Source organism: Occultella kanbiaonis (assembly GCF_009708215.1).
GTDB classification, from domain to species: domain Bacteria; phylum Actinomycetota; class Actinomycetes; order Actinomycetales; family Beutenbergiaceae; genus Occultella; species Occultella kanbiaonis.
In genome coordinates this window covers 2,313,580-2,338,522 of the sequence record NZ_CP046175.1, presented here as the reverse complement: position 1 = coordinate 2,338,522, position 24,943 = coordinate 2,313,580, and the positions used below count along the sequence as shown (strand labels likewise).

The window sequence follows — 24,943 nt, the reverse complement described above, 5'->3', positions numbered from 1 at the left end:
TCGGGCCATCGCCCTGGGCGGAGTGGCGGGCATCATCGCCGCCACCGCTGTCCCCATGACAAGCGCGACCGCCAGTCCCGACGATGCCGGATATCTCGGCTCGGCCGCCGACTACGGAGTGACCACTCCCACCGAGGCCGGCGACCTCACCTCCCCGACCGGGGCCTGGTTCGTCCAGCTCGAGGCCGCGCCGACCGCCCAGGGCGGCACCGTCGCCGCCACCGCGAGCGACCAGCAGGCGTTCCTGGACGAGGCGGCGGACCTGGGCGTCGACGTGGAGGTGCGCAGCAGCTACAGCACCCTCTGGAACGGCCTCTCGGTCACCGTGTCGGACGAGGACGCCGTCACGCTGTCCGAGGAGGCAGACGGCGTCGTCGCGGTCTTCCCGGTCCTGTTGTACGAGATCCCCGAGGATCAGAACTCACCGGTCCCGGACCTGGCGTCGGCGCTGGGGCAGACCGGCGCTGACATCGCCCAGAGCGAGCTCGGCTTCACCGGTGAGGGCCTGCGCGTCGGTGTCATGGACACCGGTATCGACATCGACCACCCGGACTTCGGCGGCTCCGGCGTACCCGGTGAGACGTCCTTCCCGACCGAGCGCATCGCCTACGGCTACGACCTCGTCGGCGACTCCTACAACGCCGATCCCTCCGACCCGGCCTACCAGCCGGTACCGGAGCCGGACGCCGTCCCGGACGACTGCGAGGGTCACGGCACGCACGTGGCCGGGATCGTCGGAGCCAACGGCGACCTGGGAGGAGACGGCGTGCGGGGCGTGGCCCCCGACGCGACGCTCGGCGCCTACCGTGTCTTCGGCTGCGCCGGCTCCACCACGGCCGACGTCATGATCGAGGCCATGGAACTGGCGCTCGCCGACGGCATGGACGTGCTGAACATGTCCATCGGTTCGGCCCTGGCCACCTGGCCGGAGTACCCGACGGCCGTGGCGGCGGACAACCTCGTCGACGCGGGCGTCGTCGTGGTCGCCTCGATCGGCAACGAGGGTGACCTCGGCACCTGGGCCGCCGGCGCCCCCGGCGTCGGTGACAAGGTGATCGGTGTCGCCTCCTACGACAACACCCAGATCACGGCCAACGCCGTCGCCGTGGGTGACCGTCTGGCCGCGTACACGCCGGCCAGCGCCGCCCCGGCACCGCCGACGTCCGGCTCGATGCCTCTGGTCGCCCTCGGCGAACCCGGCACCGACGAGGCTCGGGCGTGCACACCCATCGAGGCGGACCTGACCGGTTCCGTCGTGCTGGTCGAACGTGGACTCGGGCCGAACACGCCCGAGTGTGACGCCAGCTTCTACAACAAGGCGCTGACCGCGCAGAACGCCGGCGCGGCCGCCGTCATCATCTACAACAACGTGCCGGGCCTGCTCAACGCCACCGTCGAGGGCGCCGAGGAGATCACCATCCCGGTGATCTTCATCGGGGCCGAGGACGGACAGGCGTACACCGCCGCGGCGCTCGCCGGGCCGGTGGACCTGACCTGGACGGATCAGACCACCACGGCGCCGAACCCGACGGGCGGGCTGATCTCCAGCTTCAGCTCGTACGGGATGACCGCGGACCTGCAGATCAAGCCCGACCTGGGCGCCCCCGGCGGGTCGATCTGGTCCACGGTTCCGCTCGAGCTGGGTGGTCACGCCAGCAACTCCGGCACCTCGATGTCGTCCCCGCACGTGGCGGGCGCCGTCGCGCTGTACCTGCAGGCCCACCCCGACGCGACGCCGGCAACGGTGCGCGACGTCCTGCAGAACAACGCCGACCCGAGCCAGTGGTCCCTCAACCCGACGGTCGGGCTGCTGGAGCCGGTGCACCGTCAGGGCGCCGGCATGCTGGACATCGACGACTCCATCCTCGCCGAGACCGTCGTCTCCCCCGGCAAGCTGTCCCTCGGTGAGAGCGAGGCCGGTGCGGTCACGCGGACCATCACGGTGACCAACACCGGTGCCGAGGACGTCACGTACGCCCTGACGTTCGAGGACGCCATCTCGACCGCTGACGCACCGTACGACCCGGGCTTCTACTGGGCCGAGTCGACCGTGGACATGCCCGCGTCGGTGACCGTACCGGCCGGTGGCAGCGTCGACGTGGAGGTCTCGATCACGCCCAGCGCCGACCTGGACCTGGCTCAGTACGGCGGCTACATCAGCCTGTCCGCCACCGACGCCGAGCCGATCCGGGTGCCCTACGCCGGGTTCGCCGGTGACTACCAGGCACTGCCGCTGATGCTGAACGAGGGCTCGGTCTTCCCGACCCTGGCGACGCTCAGCGAGTGCGGCGTCTTCGAGGGCGTCGACTGCGCCGCCGGTGGCGTCTGGGAGCTGGCCGAGGCCGGTCAGGTCTACTCGATGGCGGACGGCGACGTGCCGACCGCCCTCGTGCACCTGGAGCACCCGGCGCGGTCCCTGCAGGTGGACATCTACCACGCGAACGCGGACGGCACGCGTGGCGACCCGGCCGGGGTGAACCCGACCTACCAGGTGCACGACTACCTGGGTCGCGACGCCAACCCGGACGCGTTCGGGGCCTTCACCTGGGACGGCACGCTGACGGGCCACGGCCCGGGGCGCACCGGCGGGGGCGTCCAGACCCTGCCGGACGGTGACTACATCATGGAGATCACCGTGCTGGCCGCCCTCGGTGACGAGGCGAACCCCGATCACGTGGAGAACTTCACGACGCCGTCGTTCACGGTCGACCGTGACGGTGACGGGAACCCGCCGGTGGACCCGCCGGGTCCGCCGTCGATCGGGGACCTGCTGAAGCTGCTCGCCCAGCTCCTGGCCGCGCTGCTGAAGTGCATCCTGTTCGGGATCTGCTGATCGGCTGATTCGGTACTGAAGCGATGGGGTCCGGCCACTCGGCCGGGCCCCATCGTCCGGTTCGGAACAGCGGCGCGCGCGTGATATCTTTACGGGCGTTGTGAGGCCCCCACCGGGGTCGCGCACACACCTGAGTCCGGGTGGCGGAATTGGCAGACGCGCTAGCTTGAGGTGCTAGTGCCCTTTATCGGGCGTGGGGGTTCAAGTCCCCCCTCGGACACTCGTTGAGACAGCGACACGAAGGCCCCTGACCTGCGGAAACGCCAGGTCAGGGGCCTTCGTTGTGGTGCGCCTCGACTCAGCGGGCGCGAAGGTCGGCCGCGGCGTGCGCGGGGACCTCTGCCGGCGCCCGGTCCTTCGCCGCCGGCGCCTTGCGCAGGAACGTCACGGCAACGACGCCGAGGAGGATGAATGCCGCAGGCAGCAACACGGCCGATCCGGCCGGGCGGCGCACGGAGATCGGCTGGCCCGTCTTCCGGGTGGGCCGTCGCTGAGCCGGTCGGAGTTCGGCAGGACGACCCCTTGTCAGGGCAGTCGGGGCCAAAGGCATGTGGCGGCCCGGTGCGCGTCAGTCCTCGTCGGGGAGCTCGGGCTCCGATCCGGTGCCGTGCTCGGGCGTCACGGAGACGTCCACGTGGGTATCGCCGTGTTCCGAGCCGGGCGCCTCGGGTCGAGGGTCTTCGACTGGCTCCTCAACCTCCCGGTTCCGGTCCGGATCCTCGCCGTGCGTCTGCTCCATGCCGTGACCTCCTCGATGCCGGGTGACTCTCGTGCCATGCGCGTTCTCCGGTCAGGGTACGACGGGCCTGCGGCCTTGGCACGGCGGGACCGCGCATCCCTGTCACGACTGCGCGACGTCGACCTCGAACAGGATGTCCCCCGTCGGCGCGGGCGAGCCCCCCGGTGGCTCGATCGTCACGGCGACGGCGTCCGCGGCGAGGACGTCGCCACCGAGCAGCACGGTCGCGCCGCCGTCCGAGGCGTTGAACACCCCGGCACTCGCCGGAGTCGACCCCGTGAGCGTCCACGCCTGGAAGACCTCGTCCGGTCCAAGACTCGGCAGGTTCTGCAGGATGGCGGCCGAACTGTCCAGGGCACCCGAGCGCAGCACGGTGCCGTGTACCCCGTCGGGGTCACCGCCCGTATGGACCTCGAGGTCAGGTGCGTCCAGCAGGGCCCGCAGTCGGGTCTCGCTCTCCTGCTGCACGCCGGCGGTCTCGCGAACCGGTGGCCCGTCGGGTCCGAGCGCTCCCCACCCGACGCTGCCGAGCGCGACGACGACGGCCGCCGCCGCCACGAGTCGCCATCGGTTGGCGCGCCGATCCCGACGAGCCCTAACAGATCCAAGTTCGGCCGGCTCGGTCGCGACGTCCGGGCCGGGGGCACCGGACATCGGCGGTTCGCGGTCGGCGCTGCCGCTGCGCTCGGGCAGCGGCGGCAGCGGTCGCACCTGCGAGATGAGCTCGAGTATCGATCCGCGGAGCTCGGGCGGCGGGGTGGCCGCGCTCACGGCGGGCAGTCGCAGCACCGCCCGGCGCAGGGTCCGCACCTCCTCACGACAGTCTGAGCACGCGGCGAGGTGGACCTCGAATGCCTCGTGCTCGTCGCCATCGAGGGCATCAAGGACGTGGGCCCCGGTCAGCGCGTGCGCGGACTCACCTGCCACAGTCATCGCGTCTCACCTTCGAACTGGTCTCGTAGCCGGATCAATCCGTCCCGCAGCCGCGTCTTGGCCGTGCCGAGCGGAATGTCGAGCAGGCCGGCCACCTCGGTGTGGGTGTATCCACCCAGGTAGGCGAGCTCGATCGCCTCGCGCTGGATGGTGGTCAGGGTCGCCAGGGCCCGCCGCACTCGTTCAGCGTCCAGCGTGTCCACGACCGCCTCGCCGACATCGCGTTCCTGCGTAGGTTCACGCACGGCGTAGTGCGCGTCTCGCGCCCGGGCGGCCTGCGCGGAGCGCACCCGGTCCACGGCTCGCCGGTGGGCCAGGGTGAGCATCCAGGCGAGCACGGAACCCCTGGCCGCATCGAACCTCGCGGACTGCTGCCAGACCTGCAGGTAGCAGTCCTGAGTCACCTCCGCGGCCTGCGCGCGGTTTCGCACCACGCGCAGCACCACGCCGAAGACCCGGGCCGAGGTCGAGTCGTAGAGCCGCGCGAACGACTGCTGGTCACCCCGCGCGCTCCGACGGAGCAGGTCCGCCAGCTCGGTCGGCTCGTCGTGTCCCGAGCCGGCACCGAGGGGCTCTCGCTCCCTCGGCGCCGGTTGTACTCGCGGAACCATGTGGCTCGTCTCGCTCGGGTCCTGTCTACGCCGGCCGACTCACTCGGTCGGCGGCATCAGCACGCCGTCGATGATGTAGACGGTCGCGTTGGCGGTCTGCACATTGCCGCAGACGACGCTCGCCGCGTCGGCGCCGACCGTGAAGTCCTCACCGGAACCCTCGACCGTGAGCTCGTCACCCTGCAGCGTGGTGAAGGTACCGGCCAGGTCCTCGGGCGCGATCCGCTCCGGGACCACGTGGTAGGTGAGCACCGTCGTGAGCAGTCCGTCCGGGTCTGCCTGCACGGCCTCGACGGTCTCGGGCGGCAGCGCCTCGAACGCAGCGTTGGCGGGCGCGAACACCGTGATGTTCTCCGTGGTGTTCAGCGTGTCACCCAGACCTGCGAGTCCGACCAGGTCCACGAGCGTCGACAGGTCGGCGTTGTTGCCCGCCGCGGTGGCGACCGGGTCCTCGGACATGCCGTCGAAGCTGCCCGCTCCGGTGGCGGGGACATCGGCGCATGCAGGTCCGAACGGGCCCGCCATGTCCGCACCGTCATCGGTGGCCTCGCTGGTCTCGTCCGCCGGCGAACTCGCGGTGTCGTCGGGGGCGTCGGTGCCGTCGTCGGTGCCGCCGCCTGAGCACGCAGCCAAGGACAGGGCCGCCACGAGCGTGAGCGCGGGAGCGATGGAGCGAATTTTCACGATGATCTCCTCGGGAGTCGTTCTCGACCGGATGGTCCAGTCACCGATCATTCGGAGCTGGTCGCCGAACGGATGGGTCCGTCAGCCCTCGACCGCGAACACGACCGAGTGCCGGCCGCGAGCCCCGTCGGGGAAGGGCTCGGTGCGCGCCTCCGGCTGCGTCTGCCCGGTGCCGTCCGTGGCCCGCACCTGCACGTCGTGCCGGCCTGCGGCCATGCCGACCAGATTCAGACTCCAGGAGCGCCACAGGTCGACCCCTGCGTCATCGGCGAGGTCCGTCTCCTGCCACTCACCGTCGTCGACGCGCACCTCGACCTTCGCGACGCCGCGGTGCTGGGCCCACGCCATGCCGGCTACGGTCACCTCCCCCGCTGGGACGTTCTGGAGCGGACCCGGGACGTCGATACGCGACTGTGTCAGGGCCGGTGCGTCCGTTGCCCAGCCTCGCTCGGTCCAGTACGCGATGTCATCCGCGTAGGTGGACAGCGTGAGTTCGGTCAGCCACTTGGCAGCCGACACGAAGCCGAACAGGCCGGGCACGATCAGCCGTGCTGGGAAGCCGTGGTCGAACGGGAGCTGCTCGCCGTTCATGCCCACTGCGAGCAGGGCGTCCCTGCCGTCGCGGATGACCTCCAGCGGCACACTGCAGCTGAATCCGTCCGCACCACGCGCGAAGAGCTGCTCGGCGCCGTCGTCGATCCCGGCCTGCTCGAGCAGGTCGGCCAGGGGGATTCCGAGCCAGCGAGCGGTGCTCACGTATGGTCCGCCGACCGGGTTCGAGACGCAGCTGAGCGTGATCAAGCGCTCGACCAGCGGCATCGAGAGCAGATCGTCGTAGCTGAACTCGACGGGCTCCCGCACGAGTCCGCCGATCGGCAGCCGCCACGTCGTGGCGTCGATGCGGGGCGTGGTGAGCGCGATGTCGACCCGGTAGAAATCGGCGTTGTCCGTGACGTACGGCGTGATGCCCCGGACATCTGGCTGCACGCCGGCGGGGAGGTCACCCGCCGCGCTGGTCGGCGACGGCAGCATCCGGTCCCGCCCGACCGCGTCGTCGGAGGCCCGGAACGCTCCGATCGCGGCTCCCGAACCGATGCCGGCCACGGCGACCGCCACGGGCCCTGCGAGCAGCAGGCTGCGTCGGTTCGGAAGGAACCTGCCCGAGCGCACGTTCGGGCCGGCGAGTGGCGAGCTGGCCGGAGCCTCGGCACCGTCCACGGCTCGGGCAGTCCCGTCCGCGCTCGGGGACGACTGCGTGGCTCGGAGCACGAGCGCGAGGGTGATGCTCGAGACCAGGGCCGCGACGGCGGCCGGCGCCACGGCGGCGACCTGGGGGGTGCGCACGGCCGCGGCGACGGCCGCGACGACCCCGAGCAGGACCATGCCGACCAGCCCCAGCCACCGCCGTCGGAAGCCGATCAGGCCGATCAGGGCGGTGACCACGAGCAGGGTCGCGCCGATGCCGCCCAGCAGAACCGGCTTGTCCGCGGTGCCGAAGGTCGCGATCGCCCACTCCTTGACCGCGGTGGGGGCCGCGTCGACGGCGACGGATCCGACCGCGAGCAGTGGCGAGGCCGCCGGGACCGTGAGCGCGGCCACCAGATGGGCGATCCCGATCCCTGCGGCGGCGCTCACCACGCCGACGGCGGCTCGGAACGGACGCGACGGCACGCGCGGTCGCCGGGTTGTTGCCGGGGTCATATGGGCAATTCGGAGCCGACCGAGCTCCGGATGGGTCGTGCGGCCGGGGTGTGTGCGGTCGCGACCGGTTCAGTCGAGCGTGATCGTGGTGGTCATCGTGTGGGCCTGCCCGGGTGAGAGGGTGATCGCGTCGGAACGGACGTTCCCGGTCTCGACGCACACCATCCACGGCCACTCGTCGTCGCCGAAGTCGGGCATGGCCTCGGCCTTGTCCGACCAGGGGTTCCACACCACGGTGCTGGCCGCCCCGGTCTTCGCGATCCGCACCGTGTGCAGGGTGTCCTGGATGTAGGTGGGGGCCGTCGTTCCCTCGAACACCCGGTCGGTCTCGGCCACGATGTGCATCGGCCCGCTGAGGACGCCGGACGCGGCGGCACCCGGGGCGCGGTCGGTGTAGGTCTCGCCCTCGAGGCCGCGGATCGCGATACCGGCGACGTCGTTGACGTTGAAGTAGCTGTGCAGGGCCTGTTCGAACGTGAAGGCCTCGGTACCGGTGTTGCGGATCTGCAGACTCAGCCGGAGCTTCTCCCCGAACAGCACCTGGTACGTCGCCTCGAACGGGTGCGGCCACTGGGCCGTCGTGGCCGAGGACTCGGTGAGGTGCAGTACGACGAGCACGCCGTCGTCGGTGCCGCGGACCTCCTCGATCGCCCACGGGAGCCGGCCTGCGAAGCCGTGCAACGGACTCCGGGTCCCGTCGGGACCGTTGCCGAACCACGGGAAGCAGATCGGGACGCCGCCGCGGATGAGCGCACCCCCGCCGTCGTATGGCACGGCGCTGAGCCACAGGGCCGAACCGCTGCCGACCGGTACCCACTCGACCACGTGCGCGCCGTGCAGGTAGATCGAACCCGTCGCCGGTCCGCACTCCACCCGGATCATGGGCAGGCCGGCCTCTCCGGTGGTCAACGTGACCCCCGGGGCAAGTTCGGACCGTTCCGAGAGCTCCTGCGCCATGGCGCGACGGTAGTGCCGCGGCACCACCGTGACTGCAAGGTTGCCACCACTTGCCGCCGTCGGTCGCCGCGGCCCGGTTGACGGCGGCTCCGTGTCAGCGGTGGCCTCTACTGTTCGGTCCATGCTCACCACGCTCGCCGTCCAGGGGTACCGCTCGCTGCGTGATGTGGTGGTGCCGTTGGGGCGGCTGACCCTGATCACCGGCGCGAACGGCTCCGGCAAGTCCAGCCTGTACCGGTCCCTGCGCCTGCTCACGGACGCCGCCCGCGGTGGCGCGGTGGCGGCGCTGGCCCGGGAGGGCGGGTTGCCGTCCACGCTCTGGGCGGGCCCGGAGACCATCTCGGGGTCGATGCGCCGCGGCGAGGTGCCGGTCCAGGGCACCCGGCGCACAGGACCGGTGCGCCTGCAACTGGGGTTCGCCGGGGACGGCTTCGGGTACGCGATGGACCTCGGGCTGCCACGTCCGGATGTGGGCTCGGGAGCGTTCGCCCTCGACCCGGAGATCAAGGTGGAGACGGTGTGGTCCGGACCGGTCGCCCGGCCGGCGGCGGTGTTGGCACACCGCCGCGGGCCCGTGGTGCGGGTGCGGGACGGACGCTCCTGGTCCGAGCTCACCCGGTCCCTCGCGGACTACGACTCCATGCTCGGGCACGTCGCGGACCCGCACCGGGCACCGGAGCTGCTGGAACTGCGCGAGCAACTGCGCGGCTGGCGCTTCTACGACCACCTGCGCACCGACGCGGCCGCACCGGCCCGGCTCGCACCGGTCGGCACCCGCACGCCGGTCCTCGCCCACGACGGTGCGGACCTCGCCGCCGCGCTGGCAACGATCCAGGAGATCGGCAGGTCCGCGATGCTCGTCCGCACGGTCGACGCCGCGTTCCCCGGTTCGCGGATCGAGGTGTCGGTGGACTCGGGTCGCTTCTCGCTCGCGCTGCGTCAGGACGGCATGCTCCGACCGATGCGCGCCGACGAACTCTCCGACGGCACCCTGCGGTACCTGATGCTCACGGCGGCGCTGCTCACGCCCCGGCCGCCGGAGCTGCTCGTCCTGAACGAGCCCGAGACGAGCCTGCACCCGGAGCTGATCGGGCCCCTCGCCGGCCTCATCCACGCGGCGAGCGAGGAGATGCAGGTGGTGGTGGTGACGCATTCCGGTGCCCTCCAGGCCTCGCTCGCCGACCTGGCCGGCGAGGAGCTGGAGCGGGTCGAGCTCGTCAAGGAGCTGGGCGAGACGACGATCGCCGGGCAGGGCATGCTCAGCAGACCGTCGTGGACCTGGCCGAGCCGCTGAATCCGGCCCGCGGCCGGTCGGGCCCGCCCGCGGTGGGACGATGGTCGCGTGTTCCACATCATGTTCTTCGAGCCGCGCATCCCCGGTAACTCCGGGAACGCCATCCGGCTGACGGCCGCCACCGGCACCACGCTGCACCTGGTCGAGCCGCTCGGCTTCGACCTCTCGGACGCGAACCTGCGCCGGGCCGGCCTGGACTACCACGACCTCGCCCGGGTCGAGGTGCATCCCGGTCTCGACGCCGCGCTGACGCGCGTGCAGGCCGTCGGAACCGGGCGGGTGTACGCCTTCACCGGCCACGCGACCCGTTCGTTCACCGATGTCGCCTACGCACCGGGCGACACGCTGCTCTTCGGCCCGGAGCCGACCGGACTGCCCGAGCACGTGCTGGCGGACGAGCGGGTCACCGACCGGGTGCGGATCCCGATGCTCCCGGGGATCCGCTCGCTGAACCTGTCCAACGCCGCCGCCCTGGCGATCTATGAGGCCTGGCGCCAGCACGGCTACGCCGGCGGCTCCTGAGAGACCTGCGGCCGGCCGGCGACGTACTCACGCCGGCACCGGGACGTCCTCGGGATCGGGCAGAGAGTACAGGAACCGGTACCCGATCAACGAGGTCAGCGCGGCCAGCCCTCCACCGACCAGGAGAGGTGTGACCAGGTCGATCCGTGCGAGCAGGCCGCCGATCACCGATCCCAGTGGGACCACGCCCCACAGCAGGGTCCGCCAGGTCCCGTGCACCCGGCCGAGCAGCCGGCTCGGGATGATGCTCTGGCGCAGCGACATGACCAGGACGTTCCACGCCGTCACCGCGCCGGAGGACACCGCCAGTCCGACGGCGCCGCCGACCACCGTGGGCCACACACCGATCGCGACCAGGGCGAGCGCCGAAGCGAGGCTGGCGACCGCCATCACCGGCCCGGCGCCGAAGCGCTCCTTCGCCGGCGACGCGACCCAGGCACCGACGATCCCGCCGAGCGCCATCGAGAGCATGAACACCCCGAACAGGGCCTCGGGCACGCCGAGGCGGTCCAGCACGTAGAGCACCAGCGTCGCCGTCGCCGCGGAGTGGCCCAGCGCGACCACCGTGCTGAGGAACCACAGCGGCCGCAACATCGGATTCCCGAGGATGAACCGCAGGCCCTGCCGTACCTCGTCACGCCACGGCACCCGCTCACGGGTTGCGCCGTCGGCTCGGTGCGCCCCGGCGGCGGCCAACGGCAGCCAGAGCGCGAGCAACCCGGCGACGGCGTAGCCGAGCGCGCCGATCCCGAGCGGGATCAGCACCGAGACGGCGAACAACGCGGACGTGAACGGAGCGGCCGCGAAGTTCTGCACCACGATCTCACCGGCCTCGACCCGCGAGTTCGCGCGCGGCAGGTTGTGCCGCTCGACGAGGCTGGGCACCACCGCCCGGATCGCGCCGTCGTACAGGGTCTCGAACGCGCCGTAGACGAAGATCACGGCGTACAACCACCAGATGGTCAGGGCACCGGTGGCGGTGAGGACGAACAGGGTGACCGCCAGCACGGTCCGCACGGCGTTCGCCATGGCGAGCGCCCGCCGCCGGTCGATCCGGTCCAGGACGATCCCGGCCGGGATCGCGAAGAACAGCCAGGGCAGCAACGCGACGGCGGCGATCCCCGAGATCAGCAGCGGGTCGTCGGTGAGCCGGACCGCGAGCAGCGGCGCGGCGACCCGGGCGATCCCGTCCGCGAGGCTGGATCCCAGGTTCGCGACGAAGACGTTCCGGAACCCGGACCCGAGCGAGGAGTCCGCCATGACCCCTCTCCCCCGCCTACCAGTGTGCCGGGCGGGTGAGCCCGTCCGGGATCCTGGTGCGGGTGTCACCGGTCGCGGCGGCGAGCTGCGGCTGGGTCAGGAACAGGACGTCGGCGAGGTCAACGCCGCGCACGTCCGCGCCCCGCAGGTCCGCGCCGATCACGTCGGCCCGGTGCAGCCGGGCACCGCGCAGGTCGGCGCCGATCAGGGCGGCACCGCGAAGGTTCGCCCCGCGCAGGTCGGCCCCGCGCAGGTCCGCACCGATCAGGTCCGCGCCCCGGTGCTCGCGACGCGGTCCGGGTACCCGGGCCCGGGTGTACGCGCTGGCCCGCAGCGCGGCGTCGGCCATCTCGGCCCAGAGGGCGTCGACGTCGAGCGCGGCCAGGTCCGCCGCATCGCCGGTGGTCGCGTCCTCGATCCGGGTCCCTAGCCGGTGCAGCTCGGCGGCGAGTTCCCCGGGCAGGTCGAGCGCCCGGGCGCAGGAGAGGTACCAGAGCGCCTCGTGCAGCCGCCGCATCACCGCGAACGCCGCGAACATGGCCGCGCCGGTGTCCGGGCCGTCCCGCCAGGTCCGCCCCGCGAACGTGGTCCCGGTGATGTGTTGCCCGGCCCCGAAGCAGTCGTAGGTGGTGCACCCGGCCATCCCCGTGGCCCGCAGGTTCGTGTGGATCGCGCACCGATGGTCGGCGAGCAGGTTCCGGCAGGGGTCCCCCGCCGCCTTGTCGAACGCGAAGTCGGCGGACCTCGCGAACGCCAGGGCAACGCAGCACAGACCCACGCACCGGGCGCAGTCGGCGCGCAGGTCGGGGCCCGCGGACGGGGCGCCGGCGGTCGGGGTGATGCGGTCGGTCGGTTCGATGCCGCCACCCTACCTATTAGGCTGACGCGGGTGAGGATGCCCGAAACTGCGACAGCGGTCCTGCTCGATCTGGACGGAACCGTGACGGACTCGGCACCCGGCGTGATCGACTCGTTCGTCACGGCCGTGCGCGGCCTCGGCCTCGCCGAACCGCCGCAGTCCGCCCTTCGAGCCGTCGTCGGCCCACCCCTGGCCTGGACGCTCGAGCACATCGGTGGCGTGGCCCCGGCAGACGTCGAGCGCGGCCAGGACCTCTACCGGGCCCACTACGGCGGCGGGTCGATGTTCAACTCCGCCGTGTTCGACGGGATGCGTGACCTGCTGGTCGAACTGCGCGACGCCGGCGTCCCGGTGAGCCTGGCCACGTCCAAGTCGGAGGAGTTCGCTCGAGAGATCCTCGCCCACTTCGAGCTGACGGAGTACTTCACCGCCATCTGCGGCGCCGACGACCGTGGCCGCAACTCGGACAAGGCGTACGTGATGGGCAAGGCCCTGACGGTGCTGCGCGCGGCCGGGGCGGACCTGTCCGGCGCGGTGATGGTCGGTGACCGCGTGCACGACCTCGAGGGCGCCCGCGCGCACGGCGTGCCGTGCGTGCTCGTCGCCTGGGGCTACGGCACCGAGGCGGAACACGCGGACGCGGACGCGGTCGCCGCCGATCCCAGGCATCTGGCCGCCCTGCTCGGGCTGCCAGCGGGCCCGAAGGGCGGGCCGGTCAGCGCCCACGGCGCGGCGGTCGGGCACTGAACGGCCCCGTCCTGCCCACGTCGCTGACGACCGGGGCAGCATCGACACCGGCCGGCGCGGCCTGGGTGGCTCGGCTTCCGGGCCTGATCGACCGTGCGACCCGCCGCTGGGGGCTGAGTCTCGGTACCCCGTTCTCGGTGGGCACCGCGGCGTGGACGACGCCCGGCGTCATGGCGGACGGGACCCCGGTCGTCCTCAAGCTCACCTTCCCGCATGACGAGGCCAAGTACGAGGCGACCGCGCTGGCGCTCTGGCAGGGTCACGCCGCCGTGGAACTGCTCGACCACGACACCCAGGACTGGGCGCTGCTGCTGCGCCGGGCCCACCCCGGCACCCTGCTGCTGGCGGACATCTCACCGCCGCACGTGCGGCTGGGCATCGCGGTGGAGATCCTGCGGAATCTGCACCGCGCCGTGGCCAGCGGGACCGAGATGCCGTCGCTGACGACCGTGAGTGCGGCGTGGTCCCACATCGCGACGCAGCGGGCGAACCGGTGGGCCCACCTGTACGAGGCATACCGGGAGGAGGTCACCTACGGGCTCGGCCTGCTCGCGGCGTTCGGGCGGCCGGGAGCCAAGCCCGGACCGCTCGTGGTCCTGCACGGCGATCTGAACCCCGGCAACATCCTGCTCGACGCGCCCGGTTCGGTGCCGCCGCAGTGGCTCGCGATCGACCCGAAGCCGATGATCGGCGATCCCGGGTACGACCTGTGGCCGGTGCTCTCGCAGATCGACAACCCGTTCCTCTACCCGGATCCGTTGGCCGTGCTGCGCCCGCGGGTCGAGCTCGCCGCGCGTGCGCTCGGGATCCCGTTCCGACGGATCTGCGAGTGGGCGTGCGCCCGATCGGTGGAGTCCGTCCTGTGGCAGCTCGAGACCTGGCCGGATCCGGCCCGCCAGGCGCTCGCGCTGAAGGATCTGACCCAGGTGCGGTGCTGGGCGATGCTCGCCCGCAGCTGAGGCGCCCCGGTCGCGGTTCGCCCACCGGCCGTCAGTGCGCGGCGAAGTACGCGCCGTCCCCGGTCCACGTGTCCGCCACCAGCCACACCGCGCCCGGCTCGTCCTGCGCGCCCTCGGCAATGGCGAACGTGACGTTGCCGGTCACGGTGGCGCCGTCGAACACGTCGGCAGCCAGGTAGAGCGGATCCGGCCCCATCAGGTAGCCGTCCGCGGTGAACAGACTCGCCTCGTCGTAGGAGTTCCCCTGCGCCGAGACGAATGAGACCCACAGGTCCACGCCCGCATTCGCACGATCGGGCCCATGGTAGGTCGCGGTGACCGGCACCACGAGATAGGCCTGACCGTCCGGGGCGGGATCGTTGAGCGGATCCACGTCGCGCACGATGTCATCGGCGTCGTACTGCGGAGTGCCGAGCGTGACCTCCCACTCGTACCCCTCGTCCAGGATCGTCACGCTGGACCCGAGCGCGGCCGGCTGCTCACGCGAGGTGGTGTTGCCCGACTCCCAGCCGACGGCCAGCGGTCCGCCGAACGGCGCGGTGAGCGCTCCGGCCACGAATCCGAACACCAGCGCAAGCACCCCGACCAGGCTCGGCACCAGCCAGACCAGGACGCGGCTGCGAGCCGGGGGTGCCGGCGGCCACATCGCCCCGGGACCGCCCGACGGCGCAGTGCCGGTCTGCGGGTACGACCAGCCGGCCTGGTTCCCGGTGGCGTAGGCGGCCTGGTTCCCGGTCGGGTAGGTGGCCTGGTAGCCGGCGGCGTGACCGGTCGGGTAGCTGCCGGTCACCGTCGGGCGGTGCTGCGGATACGGAGGGGCGAATGACTGGTCGGAAGGCTGGGCGGCCATGGGCGTGTTCTTTCGTGGAGGCCACTCGTGGCGCCGGTACGTTCGCCCGGTGGGCCGAATGTAGGGCACGCCGGGGTCGCCACGGGCAGGATTCGAGGACCGGGTCTGCTTCCGCGCGAACCGGCCGACTCTGGGGCAGACTGGCGGCGTGAGACTCGTGCCCCAACGCATCCAGGCCGTCGCGGTCCGCCAAGCCGCGGCCGCGCGCCGGGCGGCGTCCGCGAACGCCGGCGGGTCGGCGGCGGCGATCGGATCCGCCACCGACGCCGACGACGGTTCGCCCGCCACCCCAGCCCCCCTGCCCCCGCTGCCGCGCTCCCCCGCCCGGGGCGCCCGGGCCCGGGTGCACCGACTCCCCGAGGCGCACCTGCGCGCCGACGACGGCGGCGACGGCGTCCCCCGGTGGATGCGCAAGTCGGCCGGCTGGTCGTGGCGCATCCTCGTGGTGATCGCGCTGATCTCGCTGTTGGTCTGGGCCACGGCCCGGATCCAGCTGGTGTTCGTCGCGGTCTTCCTCGGCCTGGTCATCACCGCCGTGCTGCGCCCGCTGGTCAACGTGTTCGCGAAGGTCATGCCGCGCGGCCTGGCCACCGCACTGGGCCTGCTGTCCGCCCTCGCGTTCGTCGGCGGGCTGCTCACGTATGTGATCACGTCCGTGACCGGGCAGTGGGAGTCCCTCTCGGAACAGTTCTCCACCGGTATCGCCCAGCTGTTCGCACTCGCCGAGAACCTGCCGTTCGGCCTGACGATCACCGAGGACCAGGTCAGCGAATGGCTGGAGCAGGGCCAGGCCTGGCTGCAGGAGAACCAGAGCGCCCTGCTGGACCGGGCCGCCGCCGGCGCCGGATCGGTGTTCGAGGTGTTCGCGGCCCTCGCGCTGGCGATCTTCTGCACCGTGTTCTTCCTCGCCCGCGGCAACGAGATGTGGAAGTGGTTCCTGAACCAGCTGCCCGCCAAGGTCCGGGAGAAGTGGATGCTCGCCGGCGGCGTCGGCTGGTACACGTTCTCCGGGTACGCCCGCGGGACCGTGATCATCGCCCTGGTGGACGGCTTCCTGGCCGCGATCATCCTGCTGATCGCCGGGGTGCCGTTGGCCGCGCCGCTGGCAGTGCTCGTGTTCATCGGTGCGTTCATCCCGCTCGTGGGTGCGCCCGCGGCGATGATCATCGCGATGGTGGTGGCCCTGGCCGTGAACGGCCCGGTCAACGCGATCCTGGTCGGCATCGGGATCGCCCTCATCGGCCAGTTCGAGGGGCACATCCTGCAGCCGCTGGTGATGGGCAAGCAGGTCTCCCTGCATCCGTTGGTCGTCGCCCTGGCGGTGACCGCCGGCACCCTGGTGGCGGGCATCCTCGGCGCCGTGATCGTCATCCCGATCGTCGCGGTGATCTGGGCCGTCTACGCGAAGCTGCGGAACCTCGACCCGCCGATGGAGGACCTCGAACCGGACGCGAAGGCCATGGAGCCGTAGCGCTGGACACGCGGGCTCACTGGAAGTCGCGGGAGGTGGAGGCCACCCGCAGGCTCAGGGCGGTGATCGAGTCGGCCATCAGGTTCGTCACCCCGTCGGCGGTCTCCACGGTGCCCCGGACCACCAGCGCGGCGCTGGTGCGGGCGACCCGCCGGTAACGGCCCCACAGCCCCTGTGTGCAGATGACGTTCAGCAGGCCGGTCTCGTCCTCGAGGGACAGGAACGTCACCCCGCCGGCCGTGGACGGGCGCTGCCGGTGCGTGACCACCCCGGCCACCCGCACCCTCGTGCCGGACCCCGCGCCGGGCACGTCGGTCACCCGCACCACCCCGCGGGCATCCAGGTCGGTGCGCAGGAACTCGGTGGGGAACGAGTCCGTGGACACCCCGGTGGCCCACACGTCGGCGACGGCGGTGGTCACCTCGTCCATGCCCGGCAGGGTGGGCAGGTCGATGCCGACGGCGGTGAACGGCAGCGGCTCCTGCACGGCCCGGAGCACCTGCTGCCCGTCGCCGGAGCGGACCAGGGTCGAGGTGCCGCTCTCGGCGGCCAGGGCACCGGCGAGCCAGAGCGCCTCCCGCCGGGAGTGCCCGAAGGAGTCCAGCGCACCGGCGGTCGCGAGCGCCTCGAGCTGGCCGGCGGACAGCCGCACCCGGCGAGCCAGATCGGCGAGGTCGCGCAGCGGCGCGGCCTCCCGGGCCGCGACGATCCGCTCGGCCCCCTTCTCTCCGATCCCCCGGACCGGGGCGAGCCCGAGGCGCACCACCAGCCCTCCGCCGTCGACCCGCTCCACGCACGCCTGTACCTGCGAGAAGGCGACGTCCGCACGCTCGACCCGGACCCCCCGCCGTCGGGCATCGGCGACGAGCGACTGTGGCGAGTAGAACCCCATCGGCTGCGCCGCGAGCAGCCCCGCGTAGAACGCCTCCGGGTGGTGCACCTTCAGCCACGAGCTCGCGTAGACGAGGTAGGCGAAGGAGAACGCGTGCGACTCGGGGAACCCGAAGTCGGAGAATGCCTTGAGCTTGTCGAAGATCTGTTCACCGATCTCGACGGAGATCCCCTTGACGGCCATCCCGGCGAGCAGGCGGGCGTGCAGGGCCTCCATCTTCTCGGCGGACCGTTTGGATCCCATCGCCCGGCGCAGCTGGTCCGCCTCGGCGGCGCTGAAATCGGCCACGTCGATCGCGATCTGCATGAGCTGCTCCTGGAACAGCGGCACGCCGAGGGTCTTGGACAGGGCAGGCTCGAGCAGCGGGTGCAGATAGGTGATCTTCTCCCGTCCCCTGGCCCGGTTGATGTAGGGGTGCACCGAGTTGCCCTGGATCGGCCCGGGGCGGATCAGGGCGACCTCCACGACGATGTCGTAGAACTCCCGGGGCTGCAGCCTCGGCAGGGTGGCCATCTGCGCCCGGGACTCCACCTGGAACACGCCCACCGTGTCCGCGGCGCAGAGCAGGTCGTAGACCGCTGGGTCCTCCTGCGGCAGCGAGTGCAGCCCGACGTCCACCCTCTCGAGGTCCCGCACCCAGGTGAACGCGAGCCGCAGCGCGGTGAGCATGCCGAGGCCGAGCAGGTCGAACTTCACCAGGCCGGCGTCGGCGCAGTCGTCCTTGTCCCACTGCAGCACGGTGCGCCCGGGCATGGTGGCCCACTCCACCGGGCACACGTCGATGACCGGACGGTCGCAGAGCACCATGCCGCCGGAGTGGATGCCGAGGTGACGGGGCAGGCGCAGCATCCGCTCGGCCATGTCCACGACCTCCGCGGGGATGCCGTCGAGGTCGCCGCCGCCCGCGTCGTCGGCTGCGGCGACCACCTCCGGGCTCGGGGTCCACGGTCCGTCCCGACGGCGGCGCTCGAGTTCGCTGAGCCGCTCGCCGGTGTCGTCGGTGCCGCCGGGCGACGGGCTCGGGCGCAGGCTGCCCCACCGTTCGATGCCCTTGGACCAGGCGTCCTGCTGCCCGGCGTCGTAGCCGAACGCCTTCGCGGCGTCCCGGATCGCCGAGCGCGGCCGGTAGGAGATCACGTTCGCCACCTGCGCGGCGTGGGTGCGTCCGTACCGTTCGTAGACGAACTGGATCACCTCCTCCCGGCGCCGGGACTCGATGTCCACGTCGATGTCCGGCGGGCCGGAGCGGCCCGGGGACAGGAACCGTTCGAACAGCAGCTTGTGCTGCACGGCGTCGACGGCGGTGATGCCGAGGGCGTAGCAGACCGCGGAGTTCGCGGCGGAGCCACGGCCCTGGCAGAGGATGTCGTTGCGCCGGCAGAAGTCGACGATCTCGTGCACGATCAGGAAGTACCCGGGAAAGTCCAGGTCGATGATGATGTCGAGCTCCCGCTCGATCGTGGCGTACGCGCCGGGCAGCCGCGGCGCCTCCGGCGGGCCGTACCGGTCCAGGGCACCCTCGTAGGTGAGGTGGCGCAGCCAGGTGGCCTCGGTGTGCCCGGGCGGCACCGGGTGCGGAGGCAGGTTCGGTGCCACCAGGCGCAGGTCGAACGCGCACTGCTGTGCCAGTTCCACGCTCATCGCGACCGCCTCCGGACGGGTGGCGTGCCGGGCGTACATCTCCGCCGGCGCACGCACGTGGGCGGCGCTGGGCGGGAGCCAGCCGTCGAGCTCGGCCAGGGTGGAGCGCGCCCGCACCGCGGCCAGGACGTCCGCGAGGGGCTGGTCCGCCGGGCTCGCGCAGTGCACCGCGCCGGTGGCCACCACCGGCAGCCGCGCGGCCGCGGCGAGTTCGGCGAGCGCGTCGCAGCGTACCGAGTCCAGCGGCGCACCGGAGTCGGTGATCTCGACGACCACGTTCTCCGCGCCGAAGTGGTCCACCAGGACGTCCAGCTCCGTGCGCGCGGCGGCCAGGTCGAACCGACCGGGCTCGGGTTCGAGGGCCCGGCGCACCGCACCCTTGCGGCAGCCGGTCAGCACGAGCCAGTTCCCGGCGGCGAGATCGGCGAGCTCACCGAGCCGGTAGTGGGCCTCCCCCTTCTTCCCGCTGGCCAGGTGGGCGTTCGCGATGGACCGGGACAGCCGTCGGTACCCCTCGGTCCCGCGGGCCAGGACGAGCAGATGGGTGCCCGGCGGATCCGGCATCCCGGTGGGACGCACGGGTGCGTCCAGGCTCAGTTCCGCCCCGTACAGGGTGGGCAGCTCCAGGGTGCGGGCGGCCTCGGCGAACCGGACCACCCCGTAGAGGCCGTTGTGGTCGGTGATCGCCATCGCGGACAGGCCGAGCCCGGCGGCTTCGATCGCCAGTTCCTCGGGTTGGCTGGCGCCGTCGAGGAAGCTGAACGCCGAGTGGGCGTGCAGTTCGGCATAACCCGATGCGAACATGTGTTCGATTATACCCTTGCCTTGGCGCCGGCCGCTCGGTAGCCGGAATCACGGCGGGCATCATCGCGACTCCGCCTCGAGCGGGCCCGATTACGCTCCACGGGAACATCCGTGCGCGGCGCTCACGTCGTCCGTAGGCTGCCCGACATGGGACAGGTCATCGAGTTCGCGACCCACCAAGCGGCGCGGGCGGCACGAGCCGCGCCGCCTGTGGAGTCACCGTCGTCCCGCGACCGACCCGAGCGGACCCGACCCGGGTACGACCAACCTGCACCCGACCACCGAACCACGCCCTCGCCGTCGGGCACCACGCCCCCGCCGTCGATCGTCCCAGCCGTCGACGACCCGGAGCCGCGCCCGCGCCCCGGCGTGCAGCCCCGCCCGCTGCTCTGGCGCGAGGCCGTCGGTCACGAGCTGCGCGCCGAACGCCACGAACAGGGCCGTACCCAGGGTGACGTCGCCTCGGTCGCCGGGGTCTCCACCCAGTACCTGTCCGAGATCGAACGCGGCCGCAAGGAGCCGTCCTCGGAGATCCTCGAGGCGCTCGGGGGCTCCCTCGGCCTTGAGCTCGCCGAGCTGGCCGGCCGGGTATCCCGCTCGCTCACCGCGAGCACCCCGGTGCTCCTCGCGGCCTGAGACTGGGGCACGCCCGCCGTCGACCCGGGTCAGCGTGACGCGACTGCGCGGGCCCGCACGGCGACCACCTCGTCCACCAGGTGGTAGTCCACCGCCTGTGGCGCCGTGAAGATCCGGTCCCGCGAGGTGTCCTCGGCCAACCGCTCGACGTGCTGCCCGGTGTGCTGGGACAGGATCTCGTCCACCTCGGCGCGCATCCGGGCGATCTCCGCCGCCTGGATGCGTAGGTCCGGCAGCGCGCCCTGCCCGCCCATCGACGGCGGGTGCAACAACACCCGGGCGTGCGGGAGCACCCCGCGCCGGCCCGGCTCCCCCGCCGCCAGCAGGACCGCCGCGGACGACGCGGCCTGACCCACGCAGATCGTCGCGACGGGTGCCCGGACGAACTGCATGGTGTCGTAGATGGCGAGCATCGCGGTGACCGAGCCGCCGGGTGAGTTGATGTAGAGGTTGATCTCGCCGTCGGGGTCGACCGACTCGAGATGGATCAACTGGGCGATGATCGTGTTCGCCACCCCGTCGTCGATCTCGGTGCCGAGGAACACGATGCGGTCCGAGAGCAGCCGGGAGTAGACGTCCGCCGCCCGCTCCCCCGAGGTGGTCCGCTCGATGACGCTGGGGATCGTGTACTGGCTCATCACAGCTGCCCTCCCAACCCGGCGCGGCGGGCCCGCACGGGCATCACCTCACCGACGTCGCTCACGATCGCGTCCACGAAGCCGTACTTGTGGGCCTCCTCGGCGGTGAACCACCGGTCCCGGTCGGAGTCCGCCTCGATGCGCTGCAGCGGCTGCCCGGTGTGCTCGGCGATGAGGGAGAGCATGACCGAGCGGGTGTGCTCGAGGTTCTCCGCCTGGATCGCGATGTCCACCGCCGTACCCTGCAGCCCGGCGGAACCCTGGTGCATCAGGATCCGCGCGTGCGGCAGCGCGTACCGCTTGCCCGGGGTGCCCGCGGAGAGCAGGAACTGGCCCATGCTCGCGGCCAGTCCCATCGCGACCGTGGCGACGTCGTTGGGGATCAGCCGCATCGTGTCGTACATGGCGAGCCCGGCCGAGACCGAGCCACCCGGCGAGTTGATGAGCAGGGTGATGTCCGCCCTCGGGTCCTGGGCGGAGAGCAGCAGGAGCTGGCTGGTGATGCGGGCGGCGACGTCGTCGTCGACCTCGGTGCCGATGGCGATGACGCGGTGTTGCATGAGACCGTCCGCCAGGCGGTCGTCGAGTCTGGTCCCTTCGGACATGGCAGGCTCCCTTCGTGGGTTGGTCCACTCAGCCTGCGCCGCTCACGCGTCGGTCGGGGTCGATGCGCCCGACGGCGGATCTGCTCTGAGCAGATCGGCGCGCGGGTGATCACCGAGCCGACGTCGACGAGGCCGAGGCCGAGCGCCGGATGACCCTGCCGCGCTTCCAGGAGGCGATGGCCTCCGTGCAGTCGGTGGAGTTCCACCCGGGACGCTGACGCCCGATCAGGTCCTGCCGTGGACGGTGGCCGAACAGGCACCGCCCTGGACGCACACCTGCAGACCGAACTCCCTGTTCGCTGGGACGTCCAGGTCGAGCGTCTGCGTTCCGGGACCGGCACCGAGGAACACCTGCGGACCCTCACTCTCGATCCAGACGTAGGCGAGCACAGGTGCGCCGTCGTCGGCGTTGTCGACGAGGACCAGCCGGCCCGGCCCCGGCTGGAGCTCGGCGCGGTACCCGACCGCGCCGTCGGGGTCGGTCAGGCCCACGACGACGGCGCCGGCCGGCTCGGCCCCCGACGTCTCGGTCGACGTCGAGACCCAGTCGACGGGGTCGCTGCGCTCCACCCCGTACGTCCCCGTCAGCAGCATGACTCCGGTCAGCGCGGTGAGCCCGGCCCAGCTCGCTCGGCGCGCGGCCACGATCATCGACATCGTCGTCCCCTCGTCCGTGGCCGCGTCGGGCGACCGTCGGCGGCAAGCGTCCCCCGACCTGCTTACATCGCGCTTTCATGCCTAGGCTGGTCCATGCGCAAGATCCCCCGCGTGATCGCCCGTGCCCCGATCCCCATGTTCCGCCTCGGTCTCGGCGGGCTGCTCAGCAAGCGGTTCGTGATGCTCGAGCACCGCGGACGCAGGAGTGGGCTGATCAGGGAGGTGGTGCTGGAGACGATCAAGATCGACGGGGACGACGTCTACGTCATCTCCGGGTACGGGTGGACGTCCCAGTGGCTGCGCAACGTCAAGGCCGATCCGCGGGTACGGATGTGGTCCGGGTGGGGCACCGGCGTGAGTGCGATCGCCCGGATCCTCGATCCGGTGGAGGGTCGCATCGTCCTGGACGACTACCGCAAACGGCACCCGGGCACGGTGCGCACACTGGCCAAGGGCCTCGGCATCGAGGGGTTCACCGTCGACGGCCCGCTGCCCGAGGACATCGCGGAGCGGATGCCGTTGGTGCGGGTCCGGCCGCGACGCTGGGACGCGCCGATCCCGGACACCCAGCGGGCGGTCAGTCGGTGACGACGTCCGTGAGGGTCCTCAGCAGGTGGTGCTTCCACCAGGCGTAGTCGTGCCCGCCGGTGACCACGCGCAGACTCGCCGCTCCCCCGGCCCCGGCGCAGGCGGCGTGGAAGTGTTCGGCCTGGTCGACCATGGTGCCCTCGTCGGTGCCCGCCTGGACGTGGAACCGCGCCAGCGGGCGCCCGAACTCGCCGGCCCGCAGGCGGCGCACCAGGTCGGCGGGGACCGGGTTGTGGCGCCGCGGCTCATCGCCGTCGGTGAACCAGAACGACCCGGACTGGACGATCGCCGTCGCGGCCAGATCTGGCCGTACCAGCGCGACACCGGCGGCCGCCAGCCCACCGAAGCTCTGACCTGCCACGATCACCCGGTCCGCGGGTACCCGCCCGCCGAACTCGGTCGCGCGCCGGGCCAGCGCGGCGTCGACGATCCGGCTCGCCCGCTCCGGGTACGGCAGGTCCGCCGCGCGACGCTGTGGGCCGTGGGAGTCCACAAGGAGGATCTCCACGTCCAGGCCGGACCGCTCCATGGCGTCGGCGAGACCGAGGGCCGTCCACTGCTCGCCGTCGAACAGCACGAGGACCCGGCGCCGCGTGCTCGCTCCGGCCGGCTGCCAGTGGTGCAGCGTCCGGGGAGCGTCGCCGTCGCCCGGCAGTTCCCAGGTGATCCACGGCGCCGCGGTGCCCGGGGTGTCCGCCCACGCGGGGTGCTGATAGGCGTCGGGCATCACGAGCAGACTCGAGATCTGACCGAGCGCATGTGGTTGCGAGCGCGGGTTGAGTGGATCCGGGCGCCCGGCCTCGTGGATCGCCAGCCAGCCCGCTCGCGTGGCGCCGGCGTCGGTGGGCAGCCGGTCCAGCTCGACGATGCGGTACCCCCAGGTGCCGTCCGCCGGTAGCCAGTCGGTGCGGTGGCACAGGTCGGTGCCCTCGATCCGGTGCAGCCGCGCGGGCGTCAGGTCCTCGCGGTGGGCGTCGGTGATGCCGTTGAGGTGCACCATGACCTCGGCGCCGGGGTCCTGTGCACGCCACAGGAACGTGACCGGGTGGCGGCGTCTGCCGTCGATCTCCCGAGCGGGGCCGATCAGCGGCGCGCGTTCGAGGGTGTCCCAGAACGCGCTCGCGGCCCGGCCCCGGTCGGGTGCGGCGACGACCTCCTCGAGCAGGGCCGGGACGGGGCCATCGGTGGTGGTTCGGCTCTCGCGAGTCATCGGTCCGTCCCCTCGTCCGAGGCGGCGCGCCGGTCCCGGGGCACGACCAGTGGCCGGCCGTTCTCGGGGTCGGCGAGCACGAGCGCGTCCAGACCGAACGCCGTCCGGAGCAGGTCGGGGGTCAGCACGTCCGCAGCGTCACCCTGCGCCACCACCCGCCCCTCGCTCATGACCACCAGGTGCGTCGCGTAGCGGGCGGCCATGTTCAGGTCGTGCAGCACCGCCACCAAGGTTCGACCCTGCCGGTGCAGGTCCGAGCAGCGGTCGAGCACGTCCAGCTGGTGGACCACGTCGAGGAAGGTGGTCGGCTCGTCGAGCAGGAGGATCGGCGTAGCCTGCGCGAGGGTCATCGCGATCCAGACCCGCTGGCGCTGACCACCGGAGAGCTCGTCCACCAACCGGTCGGCGTGCTCGAGCATGCCCACCTGTCGCAGCGCGGCCTCCACCACCTCGGCGTCCTCGTTCGACCATTGCCGGAGCAGGCGCTGGTGCGGGTACCGGCCCCGGGCCACCAGGTCGGCGACGGTGATCGCGTCCGGCGTGACGGGCGACTGGGGCAGCAGCCCGATCCGCCGTGCGACCTCCTTGGTGGGGTACTGCGTGATCACGCGGCCGTCCAGCAGCACCTGCCCACCGGTGGGTGCGAGCATCCGCCCGAGGGCTCGAAGCAGCGTCGACTTGCCGCACGCGTTCGGGCCGATGATGACGGTGAACTCGCCATGGAGAACCTCCAGGCTGAGGTCCTGCACGACGGTGCGGCCGGGATACCCGAGGTCGACGTGGTCGGCGCGCAGGGCGCCGCCGGGCGGGGATCCTGCCGCTGCGGGGGAGGTCGAGGTGAGCGTCATGCGG

At 72.1% G+C, this 24,943-nt stretch carries 24 protein-coding genes and 1 tRNA gene; 9 read left to right on the top strand and 16 right to left on the bottom strand.

Annotated elements, in window-relative coordinates:
- Nucleotides 1-55: 55 nt before the first annotated feature.
- On the top strand, nt 56-2,833 hold the full coding sequence (locus GKS42_RS26795; RefSeq protein WP_174791071.1) for a S8 family serine peptidase: 2,778 nt from the start codon (nt 56-58) through the stop codon (nt 2,831-2,833).
- A 134-nt stretch (nt 2,834-2,967) separates the two neighbouring features.
- Nucleotides 2,968-3,053 (top strand) — tRNA-Leu (locus tag GKS42_RS10795).
- A gap of 78 nt (nt 3,054-3,131) precedes the next feature.
- Here GKS42_RS10795 and GKS42_RS26790 read toward each other — a convergent pair.
- From GKS42_RS26790 to GKS42_RS10765, 7 genes are all read right to left on the bottom strand, one after another.
- Complete coding sequence (locus GKS42_RS26790; RefSeq protein WP_290368055.1) at nt 3,132-3,263, bottom strand: hypothetical protein; 132 nt, start codon at nt 3,261-3,263, stop codon at nt 3,132-3,134.
- Between the two features lie 138 nt (nt 3,264-3,401).
- Complete coding sequence (locus GKS42_RS10790) at nt 3,402-3,572, bottom strand: hypothetical protein (protein ID WP_154793822.1); 171 nt, start codon at nt 3,570-3,572, stop codon at nt 3,402-3,404.
- Nucleotides 3,573-3,674: 102 nt separating this feature from the next.
- On the bottom strand, nt 3,675-4,505 hold the full coding sequence (locus tag GKS42_RS10785; protein WP_154796661.1) for an anti-sigma factor: 831 nt from the start codon (nt 4,503-4,505) through the stop codon (nt 3,675-3,677).
- A complete protein-coding gene (gene sigK, locus GKS42_RS10780) occupies nt 4,502-5,116 on the bottom strand; it encodes an ECF RNA polymerase sigma factor SigK (protein WP_154793821.1) in 615 nt (204 codons plus the stop codon). Before sigK ends, GKS42_RS10785 begins: the two co-directional genes overlap by 4 nt.
- Before the next feature lie 39 nt (nt 5,117-5,155).
- Entirely contained in the window at nt 5,156-5,800 is a 645-nt protein-coding gene (locus GKS42_RS10775; RefSeq protein WP_232848013.1) for a fasciclin domain-containing protein, read from the bottom strand.
- An 81-nt stretch (nt 5,801-5,881) separates the two neighbouring features.
- Complete coding sequence (locus GKS42_RS10770; RefSeq protein ID WP_154793819.1) at nt 5,882-7,501, bottom strand: molybdopterin-dependent oxidoreductase; 1,620 nt, start codon at nt 7,499-7,501, stop codon at nt 5,882-5,884.
- Nucleotides 7,502-7,570: 69 nt separating this feature from the next.
- Nucleotides 7,571-8,458 (bottom strand): D-hexose-6-phosphate mutarotase, encoded by an 888-nt coding sequence (locus GKS42_RS10765; RefSeq protein WP_168217804.1) that lies wholly within the window; start codon nt 8,456-8,458, stop codon nt 7,571-7,573.
- Between the two features lie 121 nt (nt 8,459-8,579).
- Between GKS42_RS10765 and GKS42_RS10760 the strand changes: the two genes are divergently transcribed.
- Entirely contained in the window at nt 8,580-9,752 is a 1,173-nt protein-coding gene (locus tag GKS42_RS10760) for an AAA family ATPase (RefSeq protein ID WP_154793817.1), read from the top strand.
- Nucleotides 9,753-9,800: 48 nt separating this feature from the next.
- Entirely contained in the window at nt 9,801-10,274 is a 474-nt protein-coding gene (locus tag GKS42_RS10755) for a tRNA (cytidine(34)-2'-O)-methyltransferase (RefSeq protein ID WP_154793816.1), read from the top strand.
- 27 nt (nt 10,275-10,301) lie between these two features.
- On the opposite strand, the gene GKS42_RS10750 is transcribed toward GKS42_RS10755, so the two are convergent.
- Nucleotides 10,302-11,534, bottom strand: coding sequence for an MFS transporter (locus GKS42_RS10750; RefSeq protein ID WP_154793815.1), 1,233 nt, complete (start codon nt 11,532-11,534; stop codon nt 10,302-10,304).
- Between the two features lie 16 nt (nt 11,535-11,550).
- The gene (locus GKS42_RS10745; RefSeq protein ID WP_232848012.1) at nt 11,551-12,312 is read right to left on the bottom strand and encodes a pentapeptide repeat-containing protein; all 762 of its coding nucleotides are present in this window, start codon (nt 12,310-12,312) and stop codon (nt 11,551-11,553) included.
- 117 nt (nt 12,313-12,429) lie between these two features.
- Here GKS42_RS10745 and GKS42_RS10740 point away from each other — a divergent pair, with 117 nt between their 5' ends.
- Nucleotides 12,430-13,140 carry an HAD hydrolase-like protein gene (locus tag GKS42_RS10740; protein WP_232848092.1) on the top strand — a complete coding sequence of 237 codons (711 nt, stop codon included), beginning with the start codon at nt 12,430-12,432 and terminating at the stop codon, nt 13,138-13,140.
- A gap of 65 nt (nt 13,141-13,205) precedes the next feature.
- Nucleotides 13,206-14,099 (top strand): aminoglycoside phosphotransferase family protein, encoded by an 894-nt coding sequence (locus tag GKS42_RS10735; protein WP_154793812.1) that lies wholly within the window; start codon nt 13,206-13,208, stop codon nt 14,097-14,099.
- Nucleotides 14,100-14,130: 31 nt separating this feature from the next.
- Here the strand turns inward: GKS42_RS10735 and GKS42_RS10730 are convergent, their stop codons facing one another.
- Nucleotides 14,131-14,949: a hypothetical protein gene (locus GKS42_RS10730; RefSeq protein ID WP_154793811.1), complete on the bottom strand. Its 819-nt coding sequence runs from the start codon at nt 14,947-14,949 to the stop codon at nt 14,131-14,133.
- Between the two features lie 148 nt (nt 14,950-15,097).
- Between GKS42_RS10730 and GKS42_RS10725 the strand changes: the two genes are divergently transcribed.
- Entirely contained in the window at nt 15,098-16,420 is a 1,323-nt protein-coding gene (locus GKS42_RS10725) for an AI-2E family transporter (RefSeq protein WP_354002709.1), read from the top strand.
- A 16-nt stretch (nt 16,421-16,436) separates the two neighbouring features.
- Here the strand turns inward: GKS42_RS10725 and GKS42_RS10720 are convergent, their stop codons facing one another.
- A complete protein-coding gene (locus tag GKS42_RS10720; protein WP_154793810.1) occupies nt 16,437-19,757 on the bottom strand; it encodes an error-prone DNA polymerase in 3,321 nt (1,106 codons plus the stop codon).
- Nucleotides 19,758-19,904: 147 nt separating this feature from the next.
- On the opposite strand from GKS42_RS10720, the gene GKS42_RS10715 reads away from it, so the two are divergent.
- Nucleotides 19,905-20,393: a helix-turn-helix domain-containing protein gene (locus GKS42_RS10715; RefSeq protein WP_154793809.1), complete on the top strand. Its 489-nt coding sequence runs from the start codon at nt 19,905-19,907 to the stop codon at nt 20,391-20,393.
- Nucleotides 20,394-20,422: 29 nt separating this feature from the next.
- Here the strand turns inward: GKS42_RS10715 and GKS42_RS10710 are convergent, their stop codons facing one another.
- The 3 genes from GKS42_RS10710 to GKS42_RS10700 all read right to left on the bottom strand — a co-directional run bounded on the left by GKS42_RS10710 (nt 20,423) and on the right by GKS42_RS10700 (nt 22,293).
- Nucleotides 20,423-21,031, bottom strand: coding sequence for a ClpP family protease (locus tag GKS42_RS10710; protein WP_154793808.1), 609 nt, complete (start codon nt 21,029-21,031; stop codon nt 20,423-20,425).
- On the bottom strand, nt 21,031-21,636 hold the full coding sequence (locus GKS42_RS10705) for a ClpP family protease (RefSeq protein WP_154793807.1): 606 nt from the start codon (nt 21,634-21,636) through the stop codon (nt 21,031-21,033). The genes GKS42_RS10710 and GKS42_RS10705 overlap by 1 nt, the downstream gene beginning before the upstream one ends.
- Before the next feature lie 225 nt (nt 21,637-21,861).
- Complete coding sequence (locus tag GKS42_RS10700) at nt 21,862-22,293, bottom strand: hypothetical protein (protein ID WP_154793806.1); 432 nt, start codon at nt 22,291-22,293, stop codon at nt 21,862-21,864.
- Between the two features lie 93 nt (nt 22,294-22,386).
- Between GKS42_RS10700 and GKS42_RS10695 the strand changes: the two genes are divergently transcribed.
- Nucleotides 22,387-22,881: a nitroreductase family deazaflavin-dependent oxidoreductase gene (locus GKS42_RS10695; protein ID WP_154793805.1), complete on the top strand. Its 495-nt coding sequence runs from the start codon at nt 22,387-22,389 to the stop codon at nt 22,879-22,881.
- Here GKS42_RS10695 and GKS42_RS10690 read toward each other — a convergent pair.
- Both GKS42_RS10690 and GKS42_RS10685 read right to left on the bottom strand, forming a co-directional pair.
- On the bottom strand, nt 22,871-24,091 hold the full coding sequence (locus tag GKS42_RS10690; protein ID WP_154793804.1) for an enterochelin esterase domain-containing protein: 1,221 nt from the start codon (nt 24,089-24,091) through the stop codon (nt 22,871-22,873). The two genes, GKS42_RS10695 and GKS42_RS10690, sit on opposite strands and share 11 nt — an antisense overlap.
- Nucleotides 24,088-24,939, bottom strand: a complete 852-nt coding sequence (locus GKS42_RS10685) for an ABC transporter ATP-binding protein (protein ID WP_154793803.1) — start codon at nt 24,937-24,939, stop codon at nt 24,088-24,090. The genes GKS42_RS10690 and GKS42_RS10685 overlap by 4 nt, the downstream gene beginning before the upstream one ends.
- Between the last annotated feature and the right edge of the window lie 4 nt (nt 24,940-24,943).